Here is a 17,655-nt window from a genome sequence, read left to right as displayed (position 1 = left end):
CCAGAGCAAGTGGGATTACTTGCTCAAGCTGATCCACTTGAAAGGCATGTAGTTGTCGGCCATCTGCACCAGCTTGACCTTCTTGCTCACGCCCCAGGCCAGCGCCTGCTGGTGCAGCGGCAGGTGGCCCACGTCGGCGGTATGCACGTCAAAGGCTTCCTTGATCATGGCGTCGCGCTTGGGCTTGTCGGTCTCAACCAGGATCTTCTTGGTCAGCTCGTCCAGCTTGGGGTTGCAATACGCACCCAGGTTGAACTGGCCCGCACCGGTCTTGTCGTCCGGGCAGATCATCAGCGCATTCAGTGCGTTGTGCGAGTCGTACGTAGTGGGCGTCCAGCCCAGCATGTAGAAGCTGGTGTCACGGCGCAGCACCTTGGGGAAGTACGTGCCCTTGGTCTCGGCCGCGAGGTTGATCTTGACGTTGATGCGCGACAGGTTGGCCGCCACGGTCTGGCAGATGCGTCCGTCGTTCACATAGCGGTCGTTGGGGCAGTTCATGGTGACTTCAAAGCCGTTGGGGTAGCCGGCTTCGATCATGAGCTTCTTGGCAGCCTCGACGTCATAGGGCAGGCGCTTGACATCTGGCTGGAAGCCATTGACGCCGGGCCCCACCATCAGTGCGGACGGGTTGGACGCGCCGCGCATCACGGTCTTCTTGATGCCGTCGATGTCGATGGCCTGGTAGAAGGCCTGGCGCACACGCTTGTCCTTGAAGGGGTTCTTGCCCTTGACGTTGGAGTACAGCAACTCGTCACGCTTCTGGTCCATGCCCAGGAAGATGGTGCGCAGCTCGGGGCCGGTGATGGCACGGGCGTTGGCGCTGCTGTTGACGCGCTCGATGTCCTGCACGGGCACAGGCTCCATCACGTCCACTTCGCCCGACAGCAGGGCAGCCACGCGCGTGGCGTCGTTGCCGATGGGCGTGAAGACGACTTCAGTGGCGTTACCTTCGATCTTGTCCCAGTAGGAGCCGTTGCGCACGAACACGGAGCGCACGTTGGGCTGGCGCTCACGCAGGCGATAAGGGCCGGTGCCGTTGGCACGGAACGAGGCAGCGTTTTCGATGCCCTTGCGGCGGTCCACCGGGGTCGTGGCCTGGTTGGTCTCGCACCACTTCTTGCTCATGATGTAGGACGTGGTGATCACGCCCGGCAGGATGGGCTGGGGTGCCATGGTGTCGATCTCGACCGTGTGGTCATCGATCTTGCGCACCAGCTTGATGTCGCTGTTGGTGGCCTTCATGTCGGAGCCGTCGCCCTTCATGCGGGCAAAGCTGAACACGACGTCGTCGGCTGTGAACGGCGTGCCGTCATGAAACTGCACACCCTTGCGCAGTTCGAAGCGCCACACGGTGGGGGCAATCTGCTTCCAGCTGGTCGCCAGCGCGGGCGCCAAGCTCAGGTCCTTGTTGCGGCCCACCAGGGGTTCATACACGTTGCTCGTCACGCTCAGTTGCAGCGACTCATTGAGCGAGTGCGGGTCCATCGACAGGGCATCGCCCTGGTTTGCGATGCGCACGGTCTGTGCCTGGGCTACCAAACTCGCCGCTGCCAACGCAGCAAAGAGAGCGGTCACGGCGATTTTTTTCTGGAATTTCATGGAAATCTCCTGGTAGTGAAAAGGGTGGGACGGAAGGGTACGAAGACTTCCGATGGGTGAAAAGCGTGTTTGCGTGGAGAGAGAAGGGCCGGGCACCCGATCAGAGTGCCGGCAAGGGCATGGCCTGCTCGATCAGGCTGGCGTGCAGCGCAGCACCCAGCGGCAGGATGTCATCGTTGAAGTCGTAACGGCTGTTGTGCAAAGCGCTGCCGCTCGACCCCGTGCCCTGGCCAATGCGCAGGTACGCCCCCGGCTTGTTCTGCAGCATGAAAGAGAAGTCTTCTGCACCCATGCTGGGCTCCAGGTCGCGCACCACATGGTCTGCACCCAGCAGCGACTCGGCCACATCGCCTGCAAATACCGCTTCGCTTTCGCTGTTGATGGTGGCGGGGTAAATGCGCTCGTAGTGCACGGTGGCCGTGGCCCCAAAACCCAGCGCAATAGCGCTGCACAGTTCCTTGAGGCGCTTTTCGACCATCTCCTGCACCTGCGGGTCGAAGGTGCGCACGGTGCCCACCAGCGTGGCTGCGCCGGGCAGCACACTGAAAGCGCCCAGATCACCCGCCTGCATCGCGCACAGGCTGACCACCGCACTGTCGATGGGCCGCACGTTGCGCGACACGATGCTTTGCGCCGCAGTGATGATGTGGGCTGCCACCAGCACAACGTCCACCGTCTGGTAGGCGTGTGCGCCATGGCCGCCGCGCCCGGTGATCTCGACCGTGAAGCGGTCGGCGGCTGCCATCATCGGCCCGGCATTGATGCCGACGGTGCCGGGTTTCATCGCTGGCCAGTTGTGCATGGCAAAGATGGACTGCACCGGAAATCGGTCAAACAGCCCGTCCTCCATCATCACGCGGGCACCGGCAAACCCCTCTTCGCCCGGCTGAAACACCAGCACGGCGGTGCCGTCGAAGTTGCGGGTTTCGGCCAGGTAGCGCGCAGCACCAATCAGCATGGCCGTGTGGCCGTCGTGGCCACAGCCGTGCATGAGGCCCTGCTTGCCGGACTTCCAGGCAAAGTCGTTGTGTTCGGTCAGCGGCAGTGCGTCCATGTCGGCGCGCAGGCCCACCATGCCGCCGCTGGCAGTGCTGCGCCCACGAATGACGCCCACCACACCGGTGCGCCCGATGCCTTCGTGGATCTCGTCCACGCCGCAGAGCTTCAGGGCTTCTTTGACACGTTTGCCAGTGTAGATCTCTTCAAAACCAAGCTCCGGGTGGGCGTGCAGGTCACGCCGCAATGCCGTCAACTCGGGGTGGTATTGGGCAATGTGCGCAAACGCCCGTCCACCGGCTTTCAGACGAGGGCCTTGCATCAGTGGCCTCCTGCCTTGCCCACACGCAGGCGGGGATCGACTGCAAAGTACAACAGGTCAACGACTAGGTTGATCACCACGAAGATCAGTGCAATCAGGCACAGGTAGGCGGCCATCACCGGGATATCGGCAAAGGTCACCGCCTGGATGAACAACAGGCCCATGCCCGGCCACTGGAACACTGTCTCGGTGATGATGGCAAACGCGATCAGGCCGCCCAGTTGCAAACCGGTGATGGTCAGCACCGGAACCAGCGTGTTCTTGAGAGCGTGGCCAAAGTGGATAGCCCGGTTGGACAGGCCGCGAGCCCGGGCGAACTTGATGTAGTCCGTACGCAGCACCTCCAGCATCTCGGCCCGCACCAATCGCATGATCAGCGTGAGCTGGAAGATGGCCAGCGTGATCGCTGGCAGAGTGACGTGGTGCCAGCCCTTGGCTTTGAGCAAGCCGGTGCTCCACCAACCCAGCTGCACCACTTCGCCCCGACCAAAGCTGGGGAACCAGCCCAGGTGCACGGCAAACACCAGAATCAGCAAGATACCGATCAGGAAGGTGGGTAGGGACACGCCCAGCAATGACAGCGTCATGAACAGCTGGCTGGTGAAGGTGCCACGCTTGAGGGCGGCATACACGCCCATCGGCACACCAATCACCAGCGCAAGGAGTGCGGCTACCAGCGCCAGCTCCAACGTAGCCGGGAAGCGCTCTGCAATCAGGCGTGACACCTTGGCACCCTGGCGCAGGCTCAGGCCAAACTCGCCCTGCGCCGCATTCACGAGAAAGTGCCAGAACTGCACGAAGAAGGATTTGTCCAGGCCGAGGGCGCTGCGCAGCTCGCGGATCTGTTCAGGGGTGGCATCCTGGCCCAGCAGGAACACCACGGGATCTCCCACGTACTGGAACAGCATGAAGGAGATGAAGGCCACCGTGACCATGACAATCACAGCCTGTATCAGGCGGCGCAATATAAAGGCAAGCATCAGAGAGTCGAGTGAGTGTTCGATGGAGGTGCCGCTGTCACTTTTGATGACCGGGGCGCCATGGGGCAATACGTCGTCCGAGAAACCAAACCAAAGAAAGCAAGGGCCGCACGGCCCTTGCTTTCAGTGTGTCAAGAATAAATCAGTTCACCTTGACCGTGCGCATGTCCACGCGGTTATCTGCGCGGTGCACCAGTTCTACGTTCTTCTTCATGGCCCATGGGATCACCTGGTCATGCAGAGGAATATGGGACACAGTGTCGTTGGACAGTTGCAGCGCTTCGGTCAGCATGCGCGCGCGCACGGGTGCATCGGTCTCGGCCTTGATGCGGTCCACCAGGTAGTCCATGCGCTGGTTGCTGTAGCGACCCACGTTGTAGTTGCCGTCACCGCCTTGGCCCACGGTGCGCACCAGCGACTGTAGGCTGTACAGCGAGTCAAACGTAGGCACGCCCCAGCCCAGCATGTAGATGCTGGCCTCGTGGCGCTGGATCATCGGGAAGTAATTGACGAGTGGCAGCGTGCGCAGCTTGGCCTTCACGCCCACGCGCGCCCACATGGCGGTCACGGCCTGGCAGATGGCTTCGTCATTGATGTAGCGGTTGTTGGGGCAGGCGAAATCCACCTCGAACCCATCCGGGTAGCCGGCCTCGGCCAGCAGTTTCTTGGAAGCATCCACGCTGTACGGGAAGCGCTTACCCACTGCCTCGGTGTAGCCCGCCACCTGCGGCGCAACGATGGTGCCGGTGGGCTTGCCCAGGCCGCGCATGATGTTGCGCGAAATGGTCTCGGCATCAATCGCCTGGTACAAGGCCTTGCGCACACGCACATCCTTGAGCGGGTTCTTGCCCTTGATGTTCGAGCCCGGCAACTCTTCACGGAACTGATCCATGCCCAGGAAAATGGTGCGGTTTTCCAAGCCGTCAATCACCTTCAGATCAGGGCTGGCGCGCAGACGACCCAGATCCTGTGGTGAAGGGTCCAGCACCATGTCCACTTCGCCGGACAACAGCGCCGCAATGCGCGTGGCCGCCGACTTGATCGGTGTGTAGACAATCTCGGTCACGTTGCCGTCCATCTTGCCCCACCAGTTGGGGTTGCGCTTGAACACCATCTTCACATCAGGCTGCCACGAATCGAGCGTGTAAGGCCCTGTGCCCATGGCATTGCGGTGGGCAAAGTTTTCGTCGGTGCCCTTGATGTCTTTGGGCTCGACCGACTTGTTCTTCTCGGCCCAAGCCTTGCTCATGATGCGCAACTCGGTCATCTGGCGCAGCAGCACCGGGTTGGGCGAAGACAGCATGACATCGAAGTTCTGGGCGTCCACCTTCACCACTTTGCTGATGCCCTGCACGTAGGGGGTGAAATTGGACGTTTTGGCCATGGCTCGCTGAATGGAGTACACGGCGTCGTCGGTAGTCAACGATGAACCATCATGGAACTTGACGCCCTGGCGCAGCGTAAAACGCACCTGCGTGGGGCTGATTTCCTTCCACGCCGTTGCCAGTACAGGCTCCACATCAAACGTCTTGCTGTTGTAGTACACCAGGCTTTCATACACATTGGCATGGAGGCCGTTTTGCAACGCATTGTTTTGGGAGTGAATGTCCCAGGTCGCAATTTCCCCTTGACTGGCCCATTTGAAGGGCTTGGCCTGCAGTGAAGGGGTAAACAGCAGCGCGGCAGCAGCAGCCACCGACAAAAGACTGTGGTTGAGTTTCATGGAACCCTCTTGTTTAAAAGTTTTACTATGCAGTAAAGGTTGCTCTATAGCCAACGGGAAATCCCTGAATCCCCGGTGCAACGAAGGGCCTATAGCAGCGCCGACACAGCGTCCTTTATGCAAGGTTGGTGCCAGCTAAAACTCCACTTTTCGGGCATGCCTATTTGCACCCGCGCAGTTCGCCCCCCCCAGCACCGACCCAAACAAGCCCTAGCTGGCTCACCCCTCATCCGAGGGAATTTCTTGGATTGAGCCCCCTTAAGCCGCAGAGCACCACAGGCGATGTTCAGCAGATTGCAATGCATCGCCAGAGAACAAGTCGCTCCACGCGCACTCCAGCTTGAATCAACACAGGCGCACCAGTAAAAGTACCACCCCAAGTGCAGCAAATAACCTCTGAAATGAATACCCAAAAACGAAAAAGCCGCCCGAAGGCGGCTTTTAAGCTTGTGTATCAACAACTGGCCAAAGCCAGCCGACGATATTAGAAGCTGTGACGGATACCGAAGTCGTAGCCGTTGGAGTTGCTGTTCACACCAGTCACAGCACCGTTCAGAGCTTGTGCAGCGCCGTTCTTGTTGGTCAGGTGAGCGTACGTTGCGTACAGAGCCGTGCGCTTGGACAGGTTGTGCACGTAGCCCAGAGCCAGCTTGTTGGAACGGGGATCAGCACCAACGGTGTCAACCTTGTAGGTGGAGTAGGACAGACGAACTTCGCCAGCACCCACGGGAACCAGACCACCGATCAGGAAGCCCTTGCCGTCGTTGCCGCCGCTGATCTTGTCTTGGTTGTAGTGAGCCATGATCTTGGCCACGCCCAGGTCGTATTGACCGCCCAGGTTCACAGCCTTGATGTTGCCCGTCAGGAACTTGGTTTCGGAGAATGCGATAGCGGCGTTGATGGGGCCGTTAGCGTAACCAGCGCGCAGTGCCAGGCCGTTGCCGTCCTTCTTGTTGGCAGCGTTGCTCAGGTTTTCACCCATGTAGTACTGAGCTTGGCCGTAGAAGCCGCCCAGGTTGCCAGGCAGGAAGTAGCCGATGGCGTTGGAAGCGCGGATGGTGGTAGGGCCACCCAGGCTGGAGTTCAGGGTTTGGGTGGTGCCCACGCCGTTCGTGCCGAACGGATCGAACACGGTCAGGTTCCAGAATTGGGGAGTGTAGTCACGGCCCAGACGCACTTCACCGAAGCCGCCGTTCAGGCTAACCGTCGAACGACGGTTGAAAGTCAGGCCGCCGCCAGTGCTGGTAGCTGCTTGGTTGTTGGTGTTGGTAACGCCGCCGGTGCCGTTGTCGTTGTTCACGCCAGCTTCGAGCCAGAACGAAGCGGACAGGCCGCCACCCAGGTCTTCAACGCCGCGGAAACCCAGACGGCTGCTATTGTAGCCGGAGTTCGTCAGTTGCGACTTGTTAGCGACGCTGCCGGAACCGTAAGCGTAGGTTGCGTCAACCACGCCAAACAGGGTCACGGAAGATTGAGCCATTGCAGCGCCGGAAGCAGCCAGCACAGCCAGGGCAATCAGGGATTTTTTCATTGCGAGTTACTCCAAGGTTAAACATCGGGCTCCGGTACGGGGGGTCTATGGTGAAAACACCTGCACAGTCCCGCCGGTTTCCCGGGCCAACCTCCTGGTGGGGAAGTTGCTCTTATTGCACCAGACCCGGCCCGGTTTCGCAAAGGAATTCACCCACAATCGCCCCGAAAGGGGAAATTCGTTGCAGTGTTGCAACATTTCAGTGCGCACAGGCAAAATCACGATTGGCGCATGCAACTCCTGTGCCTTGCCTTGCGGTTTTTTGTATCCAGGTGCAATTTGTGTTTCGACGCCATTGCCATCCGAGAGCTTTCCATGGACGCTTTTTTTACTGCGGCAGACAACGCACTGCGCACACTGTTTGCCCAACCCCACGCCTCAGAACAGACGCCTGCGCAGGGCATGCCCGAGGCCTCGCTCGACCCTGCGCAGAAAAAGCTGGCAGGGGCGCTGATGCGGGTGAACCATGTCGGTGAAGTGTGCGCCCAGGCGCTTTACAGCGCGCAGGCGGCAGTCACTCGCGACCCAGCCCTGCGGAGCCATCTGCAGGCTGCGGCGCGCGAAGAAACCGATCATTTGGCGTGGACGCAGCAGCGCCTGGACGCACTGGGCGCACGCCCTAGCCTGCTCAACCCGCTGTGGTTCGCAGGGGCCTTTGCGCTCGGGCTGGTGGCCGCCAAGGTCAGCGACCGGGCCAACCTGGGGTTTGTGGTGGAGACGGAAACCCAGGTGGCTGCACACCTGCAAAGCCACCTCGAAAGGCTTCCCGAGCAGGATCAGGCATCGCGGGCCGTGGTGGCCCGGATGAAGCAAGATGAAGAACGGCACGCAGACCAGGCACGCGCCGCCGGTGCGATGGAGTTACCCACCCCGGTGCGTCTTGCCATGAAAGGCGCTGCCAAGGTGATGACCACCACGGCGCACTATCTTTGAACACTGAACCGGGCAACGCAGGCGGCAGGTGCACCACAAACACACGGGACACTCCACACGCGCAGCAACCTCAGCCCGGTTCAGCAGTCAGTCCGGCGGCGCACCACCCTATCAGGCCTCCAGCACCTCGAAGCCCGTGGTGATTTCGGCGGTCTTGCCCAGCATGATGCTGGCCGAACAATATTTGTCGTGGCTCATGGCGATGGCACGCTCCACGGCGGCAGCCGGGATGCCCTTGCCCGTGACGGTGAAGTGCATGTGGATCTTCGTGAACACCTTGGGATCTGTCTGGGCGCGTTCGGTGGTCAGTTTGACGCTGCAGCCACGCACATCGTGGCGGCCCCGTTTGAGGATGAGCACCACATCGTAGGCCGTGCAGCCCCCCGTGCCCGCCAACACGGTCTCCATGGGCCGGGGCGCCAGGTTCTGGCCGCCGTTGGCCGGGTTGGCGGCATCGGGCGCACCATCCATGGTCAAAACATGGCCGCTGCCGGTTTCAGCGACAAAACCCATGCCAGAGCGGGTTCCCGCCCCGCCGGTCCAACTGACTGTGCATTCCATTTGTGTTTCTCCTGTGTGACACGTGGTTTTTTCGCACGGAAAACCGCAGCGAAAAGAATTTGATGCGGATTTTGCTGCATCGCAGCAAAACTCGCGCTAAACTTCGCCCATGCGCTGCCGCTTTTGAACAGAAAGGGCAGGCGGCAAGAAGCCCGGTCTCCGGCACTTGCCTCGCACCGATTGTCTCCTCCATCTCCTCAAAGGATGGATTAGCCCCAGGCCTCACGGCCCGGGGCTTTTTTTTGCCCGGTCGTCGCGCTCCGTACCGGGTGCCTTCTGGGGCAGCGGGCCTGCCAAGGACGACGCCCTATGATGTGGGCCCCCGCCCGCCCTGTGCCAATGGGGGCTCTCCCTCCAGCACCTGCCATGACCCAGCACCTCACCCCCGCCGACTACCTCAAAAAAATCCTGACCGCCCGCGTGTACGACGTGGCGGTGGAGTCGACGCTGGAGCCCGCCAAGAACCTCAGCCGCCGCCTGCACAACAAAGTGCTCTTGAAGCGCGAGGACCAGCAACCCGTGTTCAGCTTCAAGCTGCGTGGTGCCTACAACAAGATGGCGCACCTCACGCCCGAGCAGTTGGCGCGCGGCGTGATCTGCGCCTCAGCCGGCAACCACGCCCAGGGCGTGGCCATGAGCGCCCACAAGCTGGGAACGCGCGCCGTCATCGTCATGCCCACCACCACGCCGCAACTCAAGATCGACGCGGTGAAGACGCTCGGCGGTGAAGTGGTGCTGTTTGGCGACAGCTATTCCGACGCCTACGGTCACTCGGTCAAGTTGGAGAAGGAACAGGGCCTGACCTTTGTGCACCCGTTCGACGACCCGGACGTGATTGCCGGCCAGGGCACCATTGCCATGGAGATCCTGCGCCAGCTGCAAAGTCTGGGCAGCAACCAGCTCGATGCCGTGTTTGTGGCCATTGGCGGCGGTGGGCTCATCTCGGGCGTGGCCAACTACATCAAGGCCGTGCGGCCCGAGATCAAGGTGATCGGCGTGCAAATGAACGACTCGGACGCGATGATCCAGTCGGTGCAGGCCCACGAGCGCGTGACGCTGGCCGATGTGGGCCTGTTCTCCGACGGCACGGCGGTGAAACTGGTGGGGGAGGAAACCTTCCGCGTGGCGCAAGGCCTGGTCGATGACTACATCACCGTCGATACCGACGCCGTCTGCGCCGCCATCAAGGACATCTTTGTGGACACGCGCAGCATCGTCGAACCTGCCGGTGCCCTGGCCGTGGCCGCCATCAAGCAGTACGTTGCTGAAAAGAAGACCAAGGGCGAGACCTACGCAGCCATCCTCTGCGGCGCCAACATGAATTTCGACCGCCTGCGCTTCGTGGCCGAGCGCGCCGAGGTGGGCGAGGAGCGCGAGGCGCTGCTGGCCGTCACCATCCCCGAAGAGCGCGGCAGCTTCCGCCGCTTTTGTGAAGTGGTGGGTGGCCTGCCTGGCGGCCCGCGCAACGTGACCGAGTTCAACTACCGCATCAGCGACGCGGCACGGGCCCACGTGTTTGTGGGACTGACCACGCAAGGCAAGGGCGAATCAGAAAAAATCGCCAAGAACTTCGGCCGCCACGGCTTCGAGGCGCTGGACCTGACCCACGACGAGCTGGCCAAAGAGCACCTGCGCCACCTGGTGGGCGGGCACTCGGCCCTGGCGCAGGACGAGCGGTTGATGCGTTTTACTTTTCCCGAACGGCCAGGCGCGCTGCTCAAGTTTTTGAGCCTGATGCAGCCGACCTGGAACATCAGCCTGTTCCACTACCGCAACCAAGGCGCGGACTATGGCCGCATCCTCGTGGGCATACAGGTGCCGCCCGAAGACGCTGCCACGTTCGACGCCTTCCTGGCCACGCTGGGCTATCCGTATGTGGAAGAAACGCTGAACCCGGCCTACCGGCTGTTCCTGCGGTCCAAGTAACCAGAATGTGGATTAAATTGGCCTCTAGCGCTTATCCATCAAGCGCTGGTAGCTATCAAATCTGACACAGCTACAGCCCGCCCATGCAAGCCCTGCGCCACTACCTGCTGGCCGTGCAGTTCTTCACCCGCATTCCCGTCACCGGGCGGCTGGCAGACTGGGTGGGGTACAGCCCCGCCATGCTGCGGGCCAGCGCAGCGCACTTTCCGGGCATTGGCTGGCTGGCGGCGCTGCTGGCCACCGCCGTGTACGCCGCACTGCACTGGGCCCTGGCGCCCAACCCGCTGGCCCCGGCCGTGGCCGCCGTGTTCTGCACCGTCGCCACGGTGCTGATGACCGGGGGGTTTCATGAAGACGGCCTGGCCGACGTCGCCGACGGCCTGGGCGGCAGCTACGACCGCGAACGCGCGCTGGACATCATGAAGGACTCGCGCATCGGCGCCTTCGGGGCCATGGCGCTGGTGCTGGCGCTGCTGGCCAAGCTCAGCCTGCTGGCGCTGCTGGGTACGCACAGCCTGCCGGTGGCGCTCGCCGCCCTGGTCGGCGCGCATGTGCTGTCGCGCTTTTGGCCCCTGCTCATCGTGCGCAGCCTGCCGCATGTGGGCGATACGGCGCGATCCAAAAGCAAACCGCTGGCCGACCAGATTTCAGGCACCGCCCTGGTCGCGGCGGTTTTTTGGTGTTTTCCGCCCCTAGCGCTGGTCGGATATACTCAACCAGCTCTCTTTTTAATAGCATCCATCACCCTCAGTGGACTCTGTGCGGCCTGGATGGCGCGCTGGTTTGCCCGCCGGTTGCAGGGTTTCACGGGGGACTGCTTGGGCGCCACGCAGCAGGTAAGCGAGATCGGGTTCTACCTGGGCGCGGCCATCGCACTGCGCTGGCTATGACGCCCCACCCCACCCCCACCCGCCTGTGGCTGGTGCGCCATGCGGCCCCGCTCGTCGCCCCAGGCACCTGCTACGGCGTGCTGGACGTACCGGCGGACGCACAGGCCACCCGCGCTGCGGCGGAGCGCCTGGCAACGGCGCTGCCCTCCAGAGCGCGGGTGACGCACTCCACGCTACAAAGATGTGAGCTGCTAGCGCTTGAATTACAAGCGCTCAGGCCAGATTTGGCATCTACCCCAGACGCGCGCCTGCGCGAAATGGACTTTGGCCGCTGGGAAGGGCAAACCTGGGACGCCATCGGCAAAAGCGACATCGACACCTGGGTGGCCGCGTTCGCCACCCATGCACCCGGCGGGGGCGAAAGCCTGGTCCACATGCTGCACCGCGTAGCGGCAGCCCTGCAGACCACCCAGGGATGGCGCACCGAGCATGGCGTGAAGGACGTGGTGTGGATCACCCACGCCGGGGTGGCGCGCTGCGTGGCCTGGCTGCAGCTGCGTGGAGACAACGCTCTGCCCCGCCCGGAGGACTGGCCCGTGGCGGCACCTGGCTGGGGGGAGTGGGAAATCAGGGAACTGGCCTGAGGCCACAGGCCGCAGGCCACAATTGCTTAGTTCTTGAGCGGCATGTCCAGCGTCACCGTGGCGGGCCCGCCCATGCTGGCCCCCAGTTGCGCCTGCCGGGGGCCCAGGGCCTGCAGCACCAGCCCCTCATCCACCGCAGCCCCCACACGGAACGGCTTGGCCGGTTTGCCGGCGACGGCAATCAACGCCGCCCCGCCCCCGCTGCTGCGCCCCGACAGCACCCCGATCAGCGTGAAGCGGCTCGCAGCCGAGGCCACCGGCGCCGCAGCAGCGCCAGAGGCTGCAGGCGCCGCCCCCAACAAACGCGCCAAAGCCTGCGCATCCATGGCCACGGGGGCCGGTGCCACGGCCGGGGCGGCAGAAACCGCCGAGGGCGACGACAGGCGCAGCCCCCAATAGGCCACACTGACACCGGCTGCTGCCCAAAGCACCAGAGTCCCCAGGCGGACGCCCCATTTGCTGTACGTATTGGTCACCATGCGGCGATTATGATTCACGCGATTCGACCATCCGAGAGACCGCCAGCAGTGAACACTTCTTTCTCCCTCCTCGTGCGCTCCGCCCCCCGCCGCGTTGCCAAGACCGTGGCCCGTGGTTTCACCCTCATCGAACTGATGGTGGTTCTGGTGATCATCGGCGTGCTGGCCGCGCTGATCGTACCCAACGTGCTAGAGCGTGCCGACGACGCCCGCGTGACCGCAGCCCGCACCGACATCACCAACATCATGCAGGCGCTCAAGCTCTATCGCCTGGACAACCAGCGCTACCCCACGGCCGAGCAGGGCCTGCAATCGCTGATCATCAAGCCCACCTCCGGGCCCGTGCCGGGCAACTGGAAGCTGTACCTGGAAAAGCTGCCCAACGACCCCTGGGGCCGCCCTTACCAATACCTCAACCCCGGCATCAAGGGCGAGATCGACGTGATGTCGTTCGGTGCCGATGGCCAATCGGGCGGTGAAGGCAAGGACGCCGATATTGGCAGTTGGCAGTGACTGCTCATTGCGAAGGTGCCCCAGCCCCATGAAACTGGCACGCGCCAAGCGAGGGACGCCGTGGAACCGGCTTTGCCAGGCCACCGGCGTCGTCCCCCTCAGGGGAAGCCGCGCAGCGGCTCAGGGGGGCTTCACTCTTTTGGAGCTGCTGGTGGTCATCAGCATCATGGCGCTGGCGACGGCGGGCGTGGGGCTGGCGATGCGCGATGGCGGGCAGACGCAGCTGGAGCGGGAGGCCGCACGGCTGGCCGCGTTGCTCGAATCCGCGCGCGCCCAGTCGCGCGCCGGGGGCATCCCTGTGCGCTGGCGCGCGCTGCCGCACGGTTTCCGTTTTGAGGGGCTGCCACAAAGTGCGCAGGCCGCCTTGCCCAGCCAGTGGCTGGACCCCGGCACCGTGGTGCGCGGGCCGGCGGTGCTGCAACTGGGCCCCGAGCCCCTGATCGGCCCGCAGCAGGTGCTGATCACCCACCAGTCCTCTCCCGACCGCACCCTGCGCATTGCCACCGACGGCGTGCGCCCGTTTTCCGTGGACGCGGTGCAGTGAGGAGCTATCGCCCCCACAACATCGGCCATCGTGGCTTCACGCTGGTGGAAGTGCTCGTGGCGCTGGCCATCGTGGCCATTGCCCTCATGGCAGGGCTGCAGGCCACCACCGCGCTCACGCGCAATGCGCTGCGGCAGTCCGACATCGTGCTGGCACAACTGTGTGCCGAGAACGAGCTGATCAAGGCCCGGCTCTCGCGCCAGATGCCCAGCGTGGGCGACAGCAGCCTGACCTGTGAGCAGGCGGGGCGCCAGCTGCAGGTGGTGACCATCGTGCGGCCCACGCCCAACCCGAGTTTTCGGCGCATCGATGCGCAGGTGCTGGATGGAGACAACTCCATCTTGCGCATCTCCACCATCATTGGAAGGTATTGATGCCCCCCCTGAGTCGCTTCGCGCCTTCCCCCCGTGAGGGGGACGCACCCGGTGGCCTGGCAGAGCCAGTTCCACGGGTGCGCTGGCCTCGCGTCGCGCCAGTTTTGAAGGTCCCGCGCGGCTTCACGCTCATCGAGTTGCTGGTCGCCATCAGCGTGATGGCTTTGATCGCCATCCTGAGCTGGCGCGGGCTCGATGGCATGGTGCGGGCGCAGGAGGCCACGCGCCAACGGGCAGACGAGATGCTGGTGCTGCAGGCCGCGCTGGGCCAGTGGGGCACGGACCTGGACGCACTGATGCCCGTTACCAACACCACGCCACTGGACTGGGACGGCCAAGTGCTGCGCCTCACGCGCCGCAGCAGTGCCGTGCCCGACGAGGGGGCGCTGGTGGTGGCCTGGACCCGCCGCAACAACAACCAGGGCGTGGGCCAGTGGCTGCGCTGGCAGTCGCCACCAGTGCGTACCCGCGCCGACTGGCAGCAGGCCTGGCAGCAGGCCGCCCAGTGGGCGCGCACGCCGGGCGATGCCGAGCGGCGCTATGAGGTCACGCTGCTGTCCCTGGACAGCTGGCAGATCTTTTACTACCGGGGCGGCGCCTGGTCCAACCCGCAGTCGAGCACGGGCACCCCGTCGGGCGACAGCACGTCCGCCGTCCCGGATGGCATCCGCCTGCAGATCACCCTGCCCCCGGGCCAGGCGCTGGCAGGCCAGTTGACGCGCGACTGGGTGAACCCGGTGCTGGGCGGGGGCAGGACATGAGGCCGCCCCTGCACTCGCAGTTGCGGCGCCAGTTGCACAGGCGCAGGGCACGCGGCGCCGCATTGCTCGCCGCCATGCTCACGGTCACCCTGGTGGCGACGTTTGCTGCCGCAGCCATGTGGCAGCAATGGCGGGCGGTGGAGGTCGAGACGGCCGAGCGCGGCCACGTGCAGTCCACCTGGATATTGATCGGCGCGCTCGACTGGTCGCGGTTGATCTTGCGCGAAGACGGGCGCTCGGGCGGCGCCGACCACCTGGCCGAGCCCTGGGCCATCCCCCTGCAGGAGGCGCGCCTGTCCACCTTTCTCGCGGCCGACAAGAACGTGACACAGGTGGATGACGCCAGCACCGACACCACCGAGGCGTTTTTGTCGGGCCAGATCACCGACCTGCAGGGCCGCCTGAACATCACCAACCTCGCAGAAGGCGGGCAGGTGCAAGCCGTGGCGCTGCGGCAGTTCACCCGGTTGTTCGAGCGCCTGGGGCTGCCCGGACAGCAGCTGAGTACCCTGATCGGCGGCCTGCGCCGGGCGCAGGCGGGCGCAGGCACTGACAGCGGCTCCTCCCCCCTGCTGCCGCCCAGCGTGACCCAGCTGGGGTGGCTGGGCCTGACGCCCGCCACGGTAACGGCCCTCGCGCCCCACGTGACGCTGCTGCCCGTGCGCACGCCCGTCAACCTGAACACAGCCGACATCAATGTGTTGATGGCCGTCATCGACGGGCTGGACAGCGCCACGGCCCAGAAGATCGTACAGACCCGCGAGGCACGGCATTTCCGCACCCTCAGCGATGTGCGCGACCTGGTGGGCGCCAGCATCGACATCAACGAAAGTGCCCACGCCGTGGCCTCGTCGTACTTTGAAGTACGGGGCCGCCTGCGGCTGGGCGATGCGATGGTGGACGAGCGCTCCCTGGTGCGCAAACAGGGCATCGACGTGACCACACTGTGGCGCGAGCGCGGCGCCTTCGACCGGGAAACCACGCAACTCCTGCCCGGAGCGCAGCGTTGAAAACGCATTTGTGTTCTCAGGCCATGCACCGCGCCACCCCATCCCACCGCTGCGTCACGCCCGCCCCCTAAAATGGCCCGCAAAACCCGTCCATGAGCACCCTGATCCTTTTCCTGCCGCCGGCCCGCCCCGGACCCGCCTCCGAGTACGCCTACACGCTCACGGCAGACGGCCATTCCGCCCTCCAGCACGCCACCGCCCCCGCAGCCTTGCTGCCCGAGCCCACCCGCCCCGGCGGCGAGGTGGTGGCCGTGGTGCCTGCACGGGCCCTGTCGTGGCAGCGCGTGTCCATTCCGGCCGGTGTGCCGCTGGGCGCCAGCCAGCAAACGCCCCGGCTGCGCTCGGTGCTTGAAGGCCTGCTGGAAGACCGCGTGCTGGACGATGCAAGCCAGCTGCACTTTGCGCTGCAACCCGGCGCACAAAGCCGCGCGCAGAGTGGCGAGCCAGTATGGGTGGCCGTGTGCGACCGCGCCTGGCTGCGCGAACACCTGCAAGCCCTCGAAGCCGCCGGCCGCCGCGTGGCTCGCGTGGTGCCCGAATTTGCGCCCGGCCCCACGGCCAGCGACCAGCCCGAGCTGTGCGCACTCGGCGCCCCCGAAGATGCCTATGTGGTGCTCACCGGCCACGGTGCCGACCACGGCGTGGCCGTGCTGCCGCTGACCCCCATGGCCCTGACCCTGGCCCGCGCGGGCTTGTCGGCTACCGACAACGACGACCAGGCCCTCACAATCCGCGCCGAACCCGCTGTGGCCGCGTTGGCCGAACGCACCCTGGGCCAGCAAGGCCAGCGTATTGCCCTGCACACCACCAGCCAGCGCGCGCTCGATGCCGCCCGCGGCGACTGGGACCTGGCGCAGTTCGACCTGTCCAGCACCAGCAGCACCCGCGCGCTGCGCAAAGTGGGCAGCGCGCTGAGCGCGGCGCTGTATGCCCCGCAGTGGCGTGCAGCCCGCTGGGGCGCGGGCGTGCTGGTGGTGGCGCACCTGGTGGGGCTCAATGCCTGGGCCTGGCAAGAACGGCAGGCGCTGGCCGCCAAGCAGGCCAGCGTACGCAACACCCTGACCCAGACCTTCCCCAAGGTGCAGGTGGTCGTCGATGCGCCGGTGCAGATGGAGCGCGAACTCGCCCAGCTGCGGCAGTCTGCCGGCAGTGTCTCGGCGCGCGACCTGGAGCCCCTGCTGGCAGCGGCCGGTGCGGCCTTGCCCGATGGCCGCCTGCCCAGCAGCATCGAATACACGCCCGGCGAGCTGCGCCTGCGCGGCGTGACCCTGGCGCCCGATGAAGAATCTGTGGTGTCTGGCCGCCTGCAAGCCGCCGGGTACCGCGCCCGCGTGGACGATGGCAGCCTGTTGCTGCGCACCGAGGTGAGCCCATGACCCCATCCTCCGCCCTCCAGGACCGCTGGAAAGCCCTGGCGCCCCGCGAGCAGAACCTGGTGCTGGCCGCCGGCACGGTGGTGGCGCTGGCCCTGCTGTGGTGGGTGGCCGTCGCCCCCGCACTCGGCACCTTGCGCGCCGCGCCCGCGCGGCACGCCGCACTCGACGTCCAGCTGCAGCGCATGCAAAGCCTGCAGGCCGAGGCCCAGCAGCTGCAGGCCACACCCGCCACCAGCCCCGGCGATGCCGTGGGTGCGCTGCGCACCGCCCTCACGCAGCGCCTGGGCAACACGGCACAGCTCAACGTGGCGGGCGACCGCGCCACGGTCACGCTCAAAGGCGCATCGGCCGACGCGCTGGCCCAATGGCTGCCCCAGGCCCGCAGCAACGCCCGCGCCACGCCGCTGGAAGCGCGACTGACCCGCAGCGCGGCACCAGCCGCAGCCCCGCTCCCCGGCAACGCACCCGTCACCCTGGGCAGCCCGCCCGTGGCCATGCCCCGCTGGGACGGCACCGTGGTGCTGGCCCTGCCTGCCGCTACGGCACGCTGACC

Annotated in this window: 18 protein-coding genes; 11 read left to right on the top strand and 7 right to left on the bottom strand. The window is 64.7% G+C overall.

Features of this window, described 5'->3' with window-relative positions:
* Nucleotides 1–15: 15 nt before the first annotated feature.
* The 5 genes from OIN59_RS05710 to OIN59_RS05690 form a co-directional block, all read right to left on the bottom strand.
* Complete coding sequence (locus OIN59_RS05710; RefSeq protein ID WP_274107970.1) at nucleotides 16–1,599, bottom strand: ABC transporter substrate-binding protein; 1,584 nt, start codon at nucleotides 1,597–1,599, stop codon at nucleotides 16–18.
* Nucleotides 1,600–1,699: 100 nt separating this feature from the next.
* On the bottom strand, nucleotides 1,700–2,917 hold the full coding sequence (locus OIN59_RS05705; protein WP_274107968.1) for a M20 aminoacylase family protein: 1,218 nt from the start codon (nucleotides 2,915–2,917) through the stop codon (nucleotides 1,700–1,702).
* Nucleotides 2,917–3,897: an ABC transporter permease gene (locus tag OIN59_RS05700; protein ID WP_274107966.1), complete on the bottom strand. Its 981-nt coding sequence runs from the start codon at nucleotides 3,895–3,897 to the stop codon at nucleotides 2,917–2,919. The genes OIN59_RS05705 and OIN59_RS05700 overlap by 1 nt, the downstream gene beginning before the upstream one ends.
* Before the next feature lie 142 nt (nucleotides 3,898–4,039).
* On the bottom strand, nucleotides 4,040–5,620 hold the full coding sequence (locus OIN59_RS05695; RefSeq protein WP_274107964.1) for an ABC transporter substrate-binding protein: 1,581 nt from the start codon (nucleotides 5,618–5,620) through the stop codon (nucleotides 4,040–4,042).
* 484 nt (nucleotides 5,621–6,104) lie between these two features.
* Nucleotides 6,105–7,151 (bottom strand): porin, encoded by a 1,047-nt coding sequence (locus OIN59_RS05690; protein ID WP_274107962.1) that lies wholly within the window; start codon nucleotides 7,149–7,151, stop codon nucleotides 6,105–6,107.
* Nucleotides 7,152–7,466: 315 nt separating this feature from the next.
* Between OIN59_RS05690 and coq7 the strand changes: the two genes are divergently transcribed.
* Nucleotides 7,467–8,084, top strand: coding sequence for a 2-polyprenyl-3-methyl-6-methoxy-1,4-benzoquinone monooxygenase (coq7, locus tag OIN59_RS05685; RefSeq protein ID WP_274107960.1), 618 nt, complete (start codon nucleotides 7,467–7,469; stop codon nucleotides 8,082–8,084).
* Between the two features lie 111 nt (nucleotides 8,085–8,195).
* Here coq7 and OIN59_RS05680 read toward each other — a convergent pair whose 3' ends face one another.
* Nucleotides 8,196–8,645 carry an OsmC family protein gene (locus OIN59_RS05680; protein WP_274107958.1) on the bottom strand — a complete coding sequence of 150 codons (450 nt, stop codon included), beginning with the start codon at nucleotides 8,643–8,645 and terminating at the stop codon, nucleotides 8,196–8,198.
* Between the two features lie 366 nt (nucleotides 8,646–9,011).
* On the opposite strand from OIN59_RS05680, the gene ilvA reads away from it, so the two are divergent.
* The 3 genes from ilvA to OIN59_RS05665 all read left to right on the top strand — a co-directional run bounded on the left by ilvA (nucleotide 9,012) and on the right by OIN59_RS05665 (nucleotide 12,045).
* Nucleotides 9,012–10,571, top strand: coding sequence for a threonine ammonia-lyase, biosynthetic (ilvA, locus tag OIN59_RS05675; protein WP_274107956.1), 1,560 nt, complete (start codon nucleotides 9,012–9,014; stop codon nucleotides 10,569–10,571).
* 83 nt (nucleotides 10,572–10,654) lie between these two features.
* On the top strand, nucleotides 10,655–11,461 hold the full coding sequence (gene cobS / locus OIN59_RS05670) for an adenosylcobinamide-GDP ribazoletransferase (protein ID WP_274107954.1): 807 nt from the start codon (nucleotides 10,655–10,657) through the stop codon (nucleotides 11,459–11,461).
* The gene (locus OIN59_RS05665) at nucleotides 11,458–12,045 is read left to right on the top strand and encodes a histidine phosphatase family protein (protein ID WP_274107952.1); all 588 of its coding nucleotides are present in this window, start codon (nucleotides 11,458–11,460) and stop codon (nucleotides 12,043–12,045) included. Before cobS ends, OIN59_RS05665 begins: the two co-directional genes overlap by 4 nt.
* Nucleotides 12,046–12,071: 26 nt before the next feature.
* Here the strand turns inward: OIN59_RS05665 and OIN59_RS05660 are convergent, their stop codons facing one another.
* On the bottom strand, nucleotides 12,072–12,524 hold the full coding sequence (locus tag OIN59_RS05660) for a type II secretion system protein N (protein WP_274107950.1): 453 nt from the start codon (nucleotides 12,522–12,524) through the stop codon (nucleotides 12,072–12,074).
* Nucleotides 12,525–12,596: 72 nt separating this feature from the next.
* Between OIN59_RS05660 and gspG the strand changes: the two genes are divergently transcribed.
* The 7 genes from gspG (at nucleotide 12,597) to gspM (ending at nucleotide 17,653) form a co-directional block, all read left to right on the top strand.
* Nucleotides 12,597–13,037: a type II secretion system major pseudopilin GspG gene (gene gspG, locus OIN59_RS05655; RefSeq protein WP_274108085.1), complete on the top strand. Its 441-nt coding sequence runs from the start codon at nucleotides 12,597–12,599 to the stop codon at nucleotides 13,035–13,037.
* Nucleotides 13,038–13,065: 28 nt separating this feature from the next.
* Nucleotides 13,066–13,581, top strand: a complete 516-nt coding sequence (locus tag OIN59_RS05650; RefSeq protein WP_328517970.1) for a prepilin-type N-terminal cleavage/methylation domain-containing protein — start codon at nucleotides 13,066–13,068, stop codon at nucleotides 13,579–13,581.
* Nucleotides 13,578–13,955: a type II secretion system minor pseudopilin GspI gene (gspI, locus tag OIN59_RS05645; protein WP_274107948.1), complete on the top strand. Its 378-nt coding sequence runs from the start codon at nucleotides 13,578–13,580 to the stop codon at nucleotides 13,953–13,955. The genes OIN59_RS05650 and gspI overlap by 4 nt, the downstream gene beginning before the upstream one ends.
* Nucleotides 13,955–14,716: a PulJ/GspJ family protein gene (locus OIN59_RS05640; RefSeq protein ID WP_274107946.1), complete on the top strand. Its 762-nt coding sequence runs from the start codon at nucleotides 13,955–13,957 to the stop codon at nucleotides 14,714–14,716. The genes gspI and OIN59_RS05640 overlap by 1 nt, the downstream gene beginning before the upstream one ends.
* 74 nt (nucleotides 14,717–14,790) lie before the next feature.
* Complete coding sequence (gspK, locus tag OIN59_RS05635) at nucleotides 14,791–15,726, top strand: type II secretion system minor pseudopilin GspK (RefSeq protein ID WP_407655058.1); 936 nt, start codon at nucleotides 14,791–14,793, stop codon at nucleotides 15,724–15,726.
* Between the two features lie 92 nt (nucleotides 15,727–15,818).
* On the top strand, nucleotides 15,819–17,102 hold the full coding sequence (gene gspL, locus OIN59_RS05630) for a type II secretion system protein GspL (protein ID WP_274107942.1): 1,284 nt from the start codon (nucleotides 15,819–15,821) through the stop codon (nucleotides 17,100–17,102).
* Entirely contained in the window at nucleotides 17,099–17,653 is a 555-nt protein-coding gene (gene gspM, locus OIN59_RS05625; protein ID WP_274107940.1) for a type II secretion system protein GspM, read from the top strand. Before gspL ends, gspM begins: the two co-directional genes overlap by 4 nt.
* Nucleotides 17,654–17,655: the final 2 nt, after the last annotated feature.

This window comes from Acidovorax benzenivorans (assembly GCF_028680575.1).
GTDB classification, from domain to species: domain Bacteria; phylum Pseudomonadota; class Gammaproteobacteria; order Burkholderiales; family Burkholderiaceae_C; genus Acidovorax; species Acidovorax benzenivorans.
Note: the sequence above shows the minus strand (reverse complement) of the source record. Positions and strands in the feature narration are given on the sequence as shown.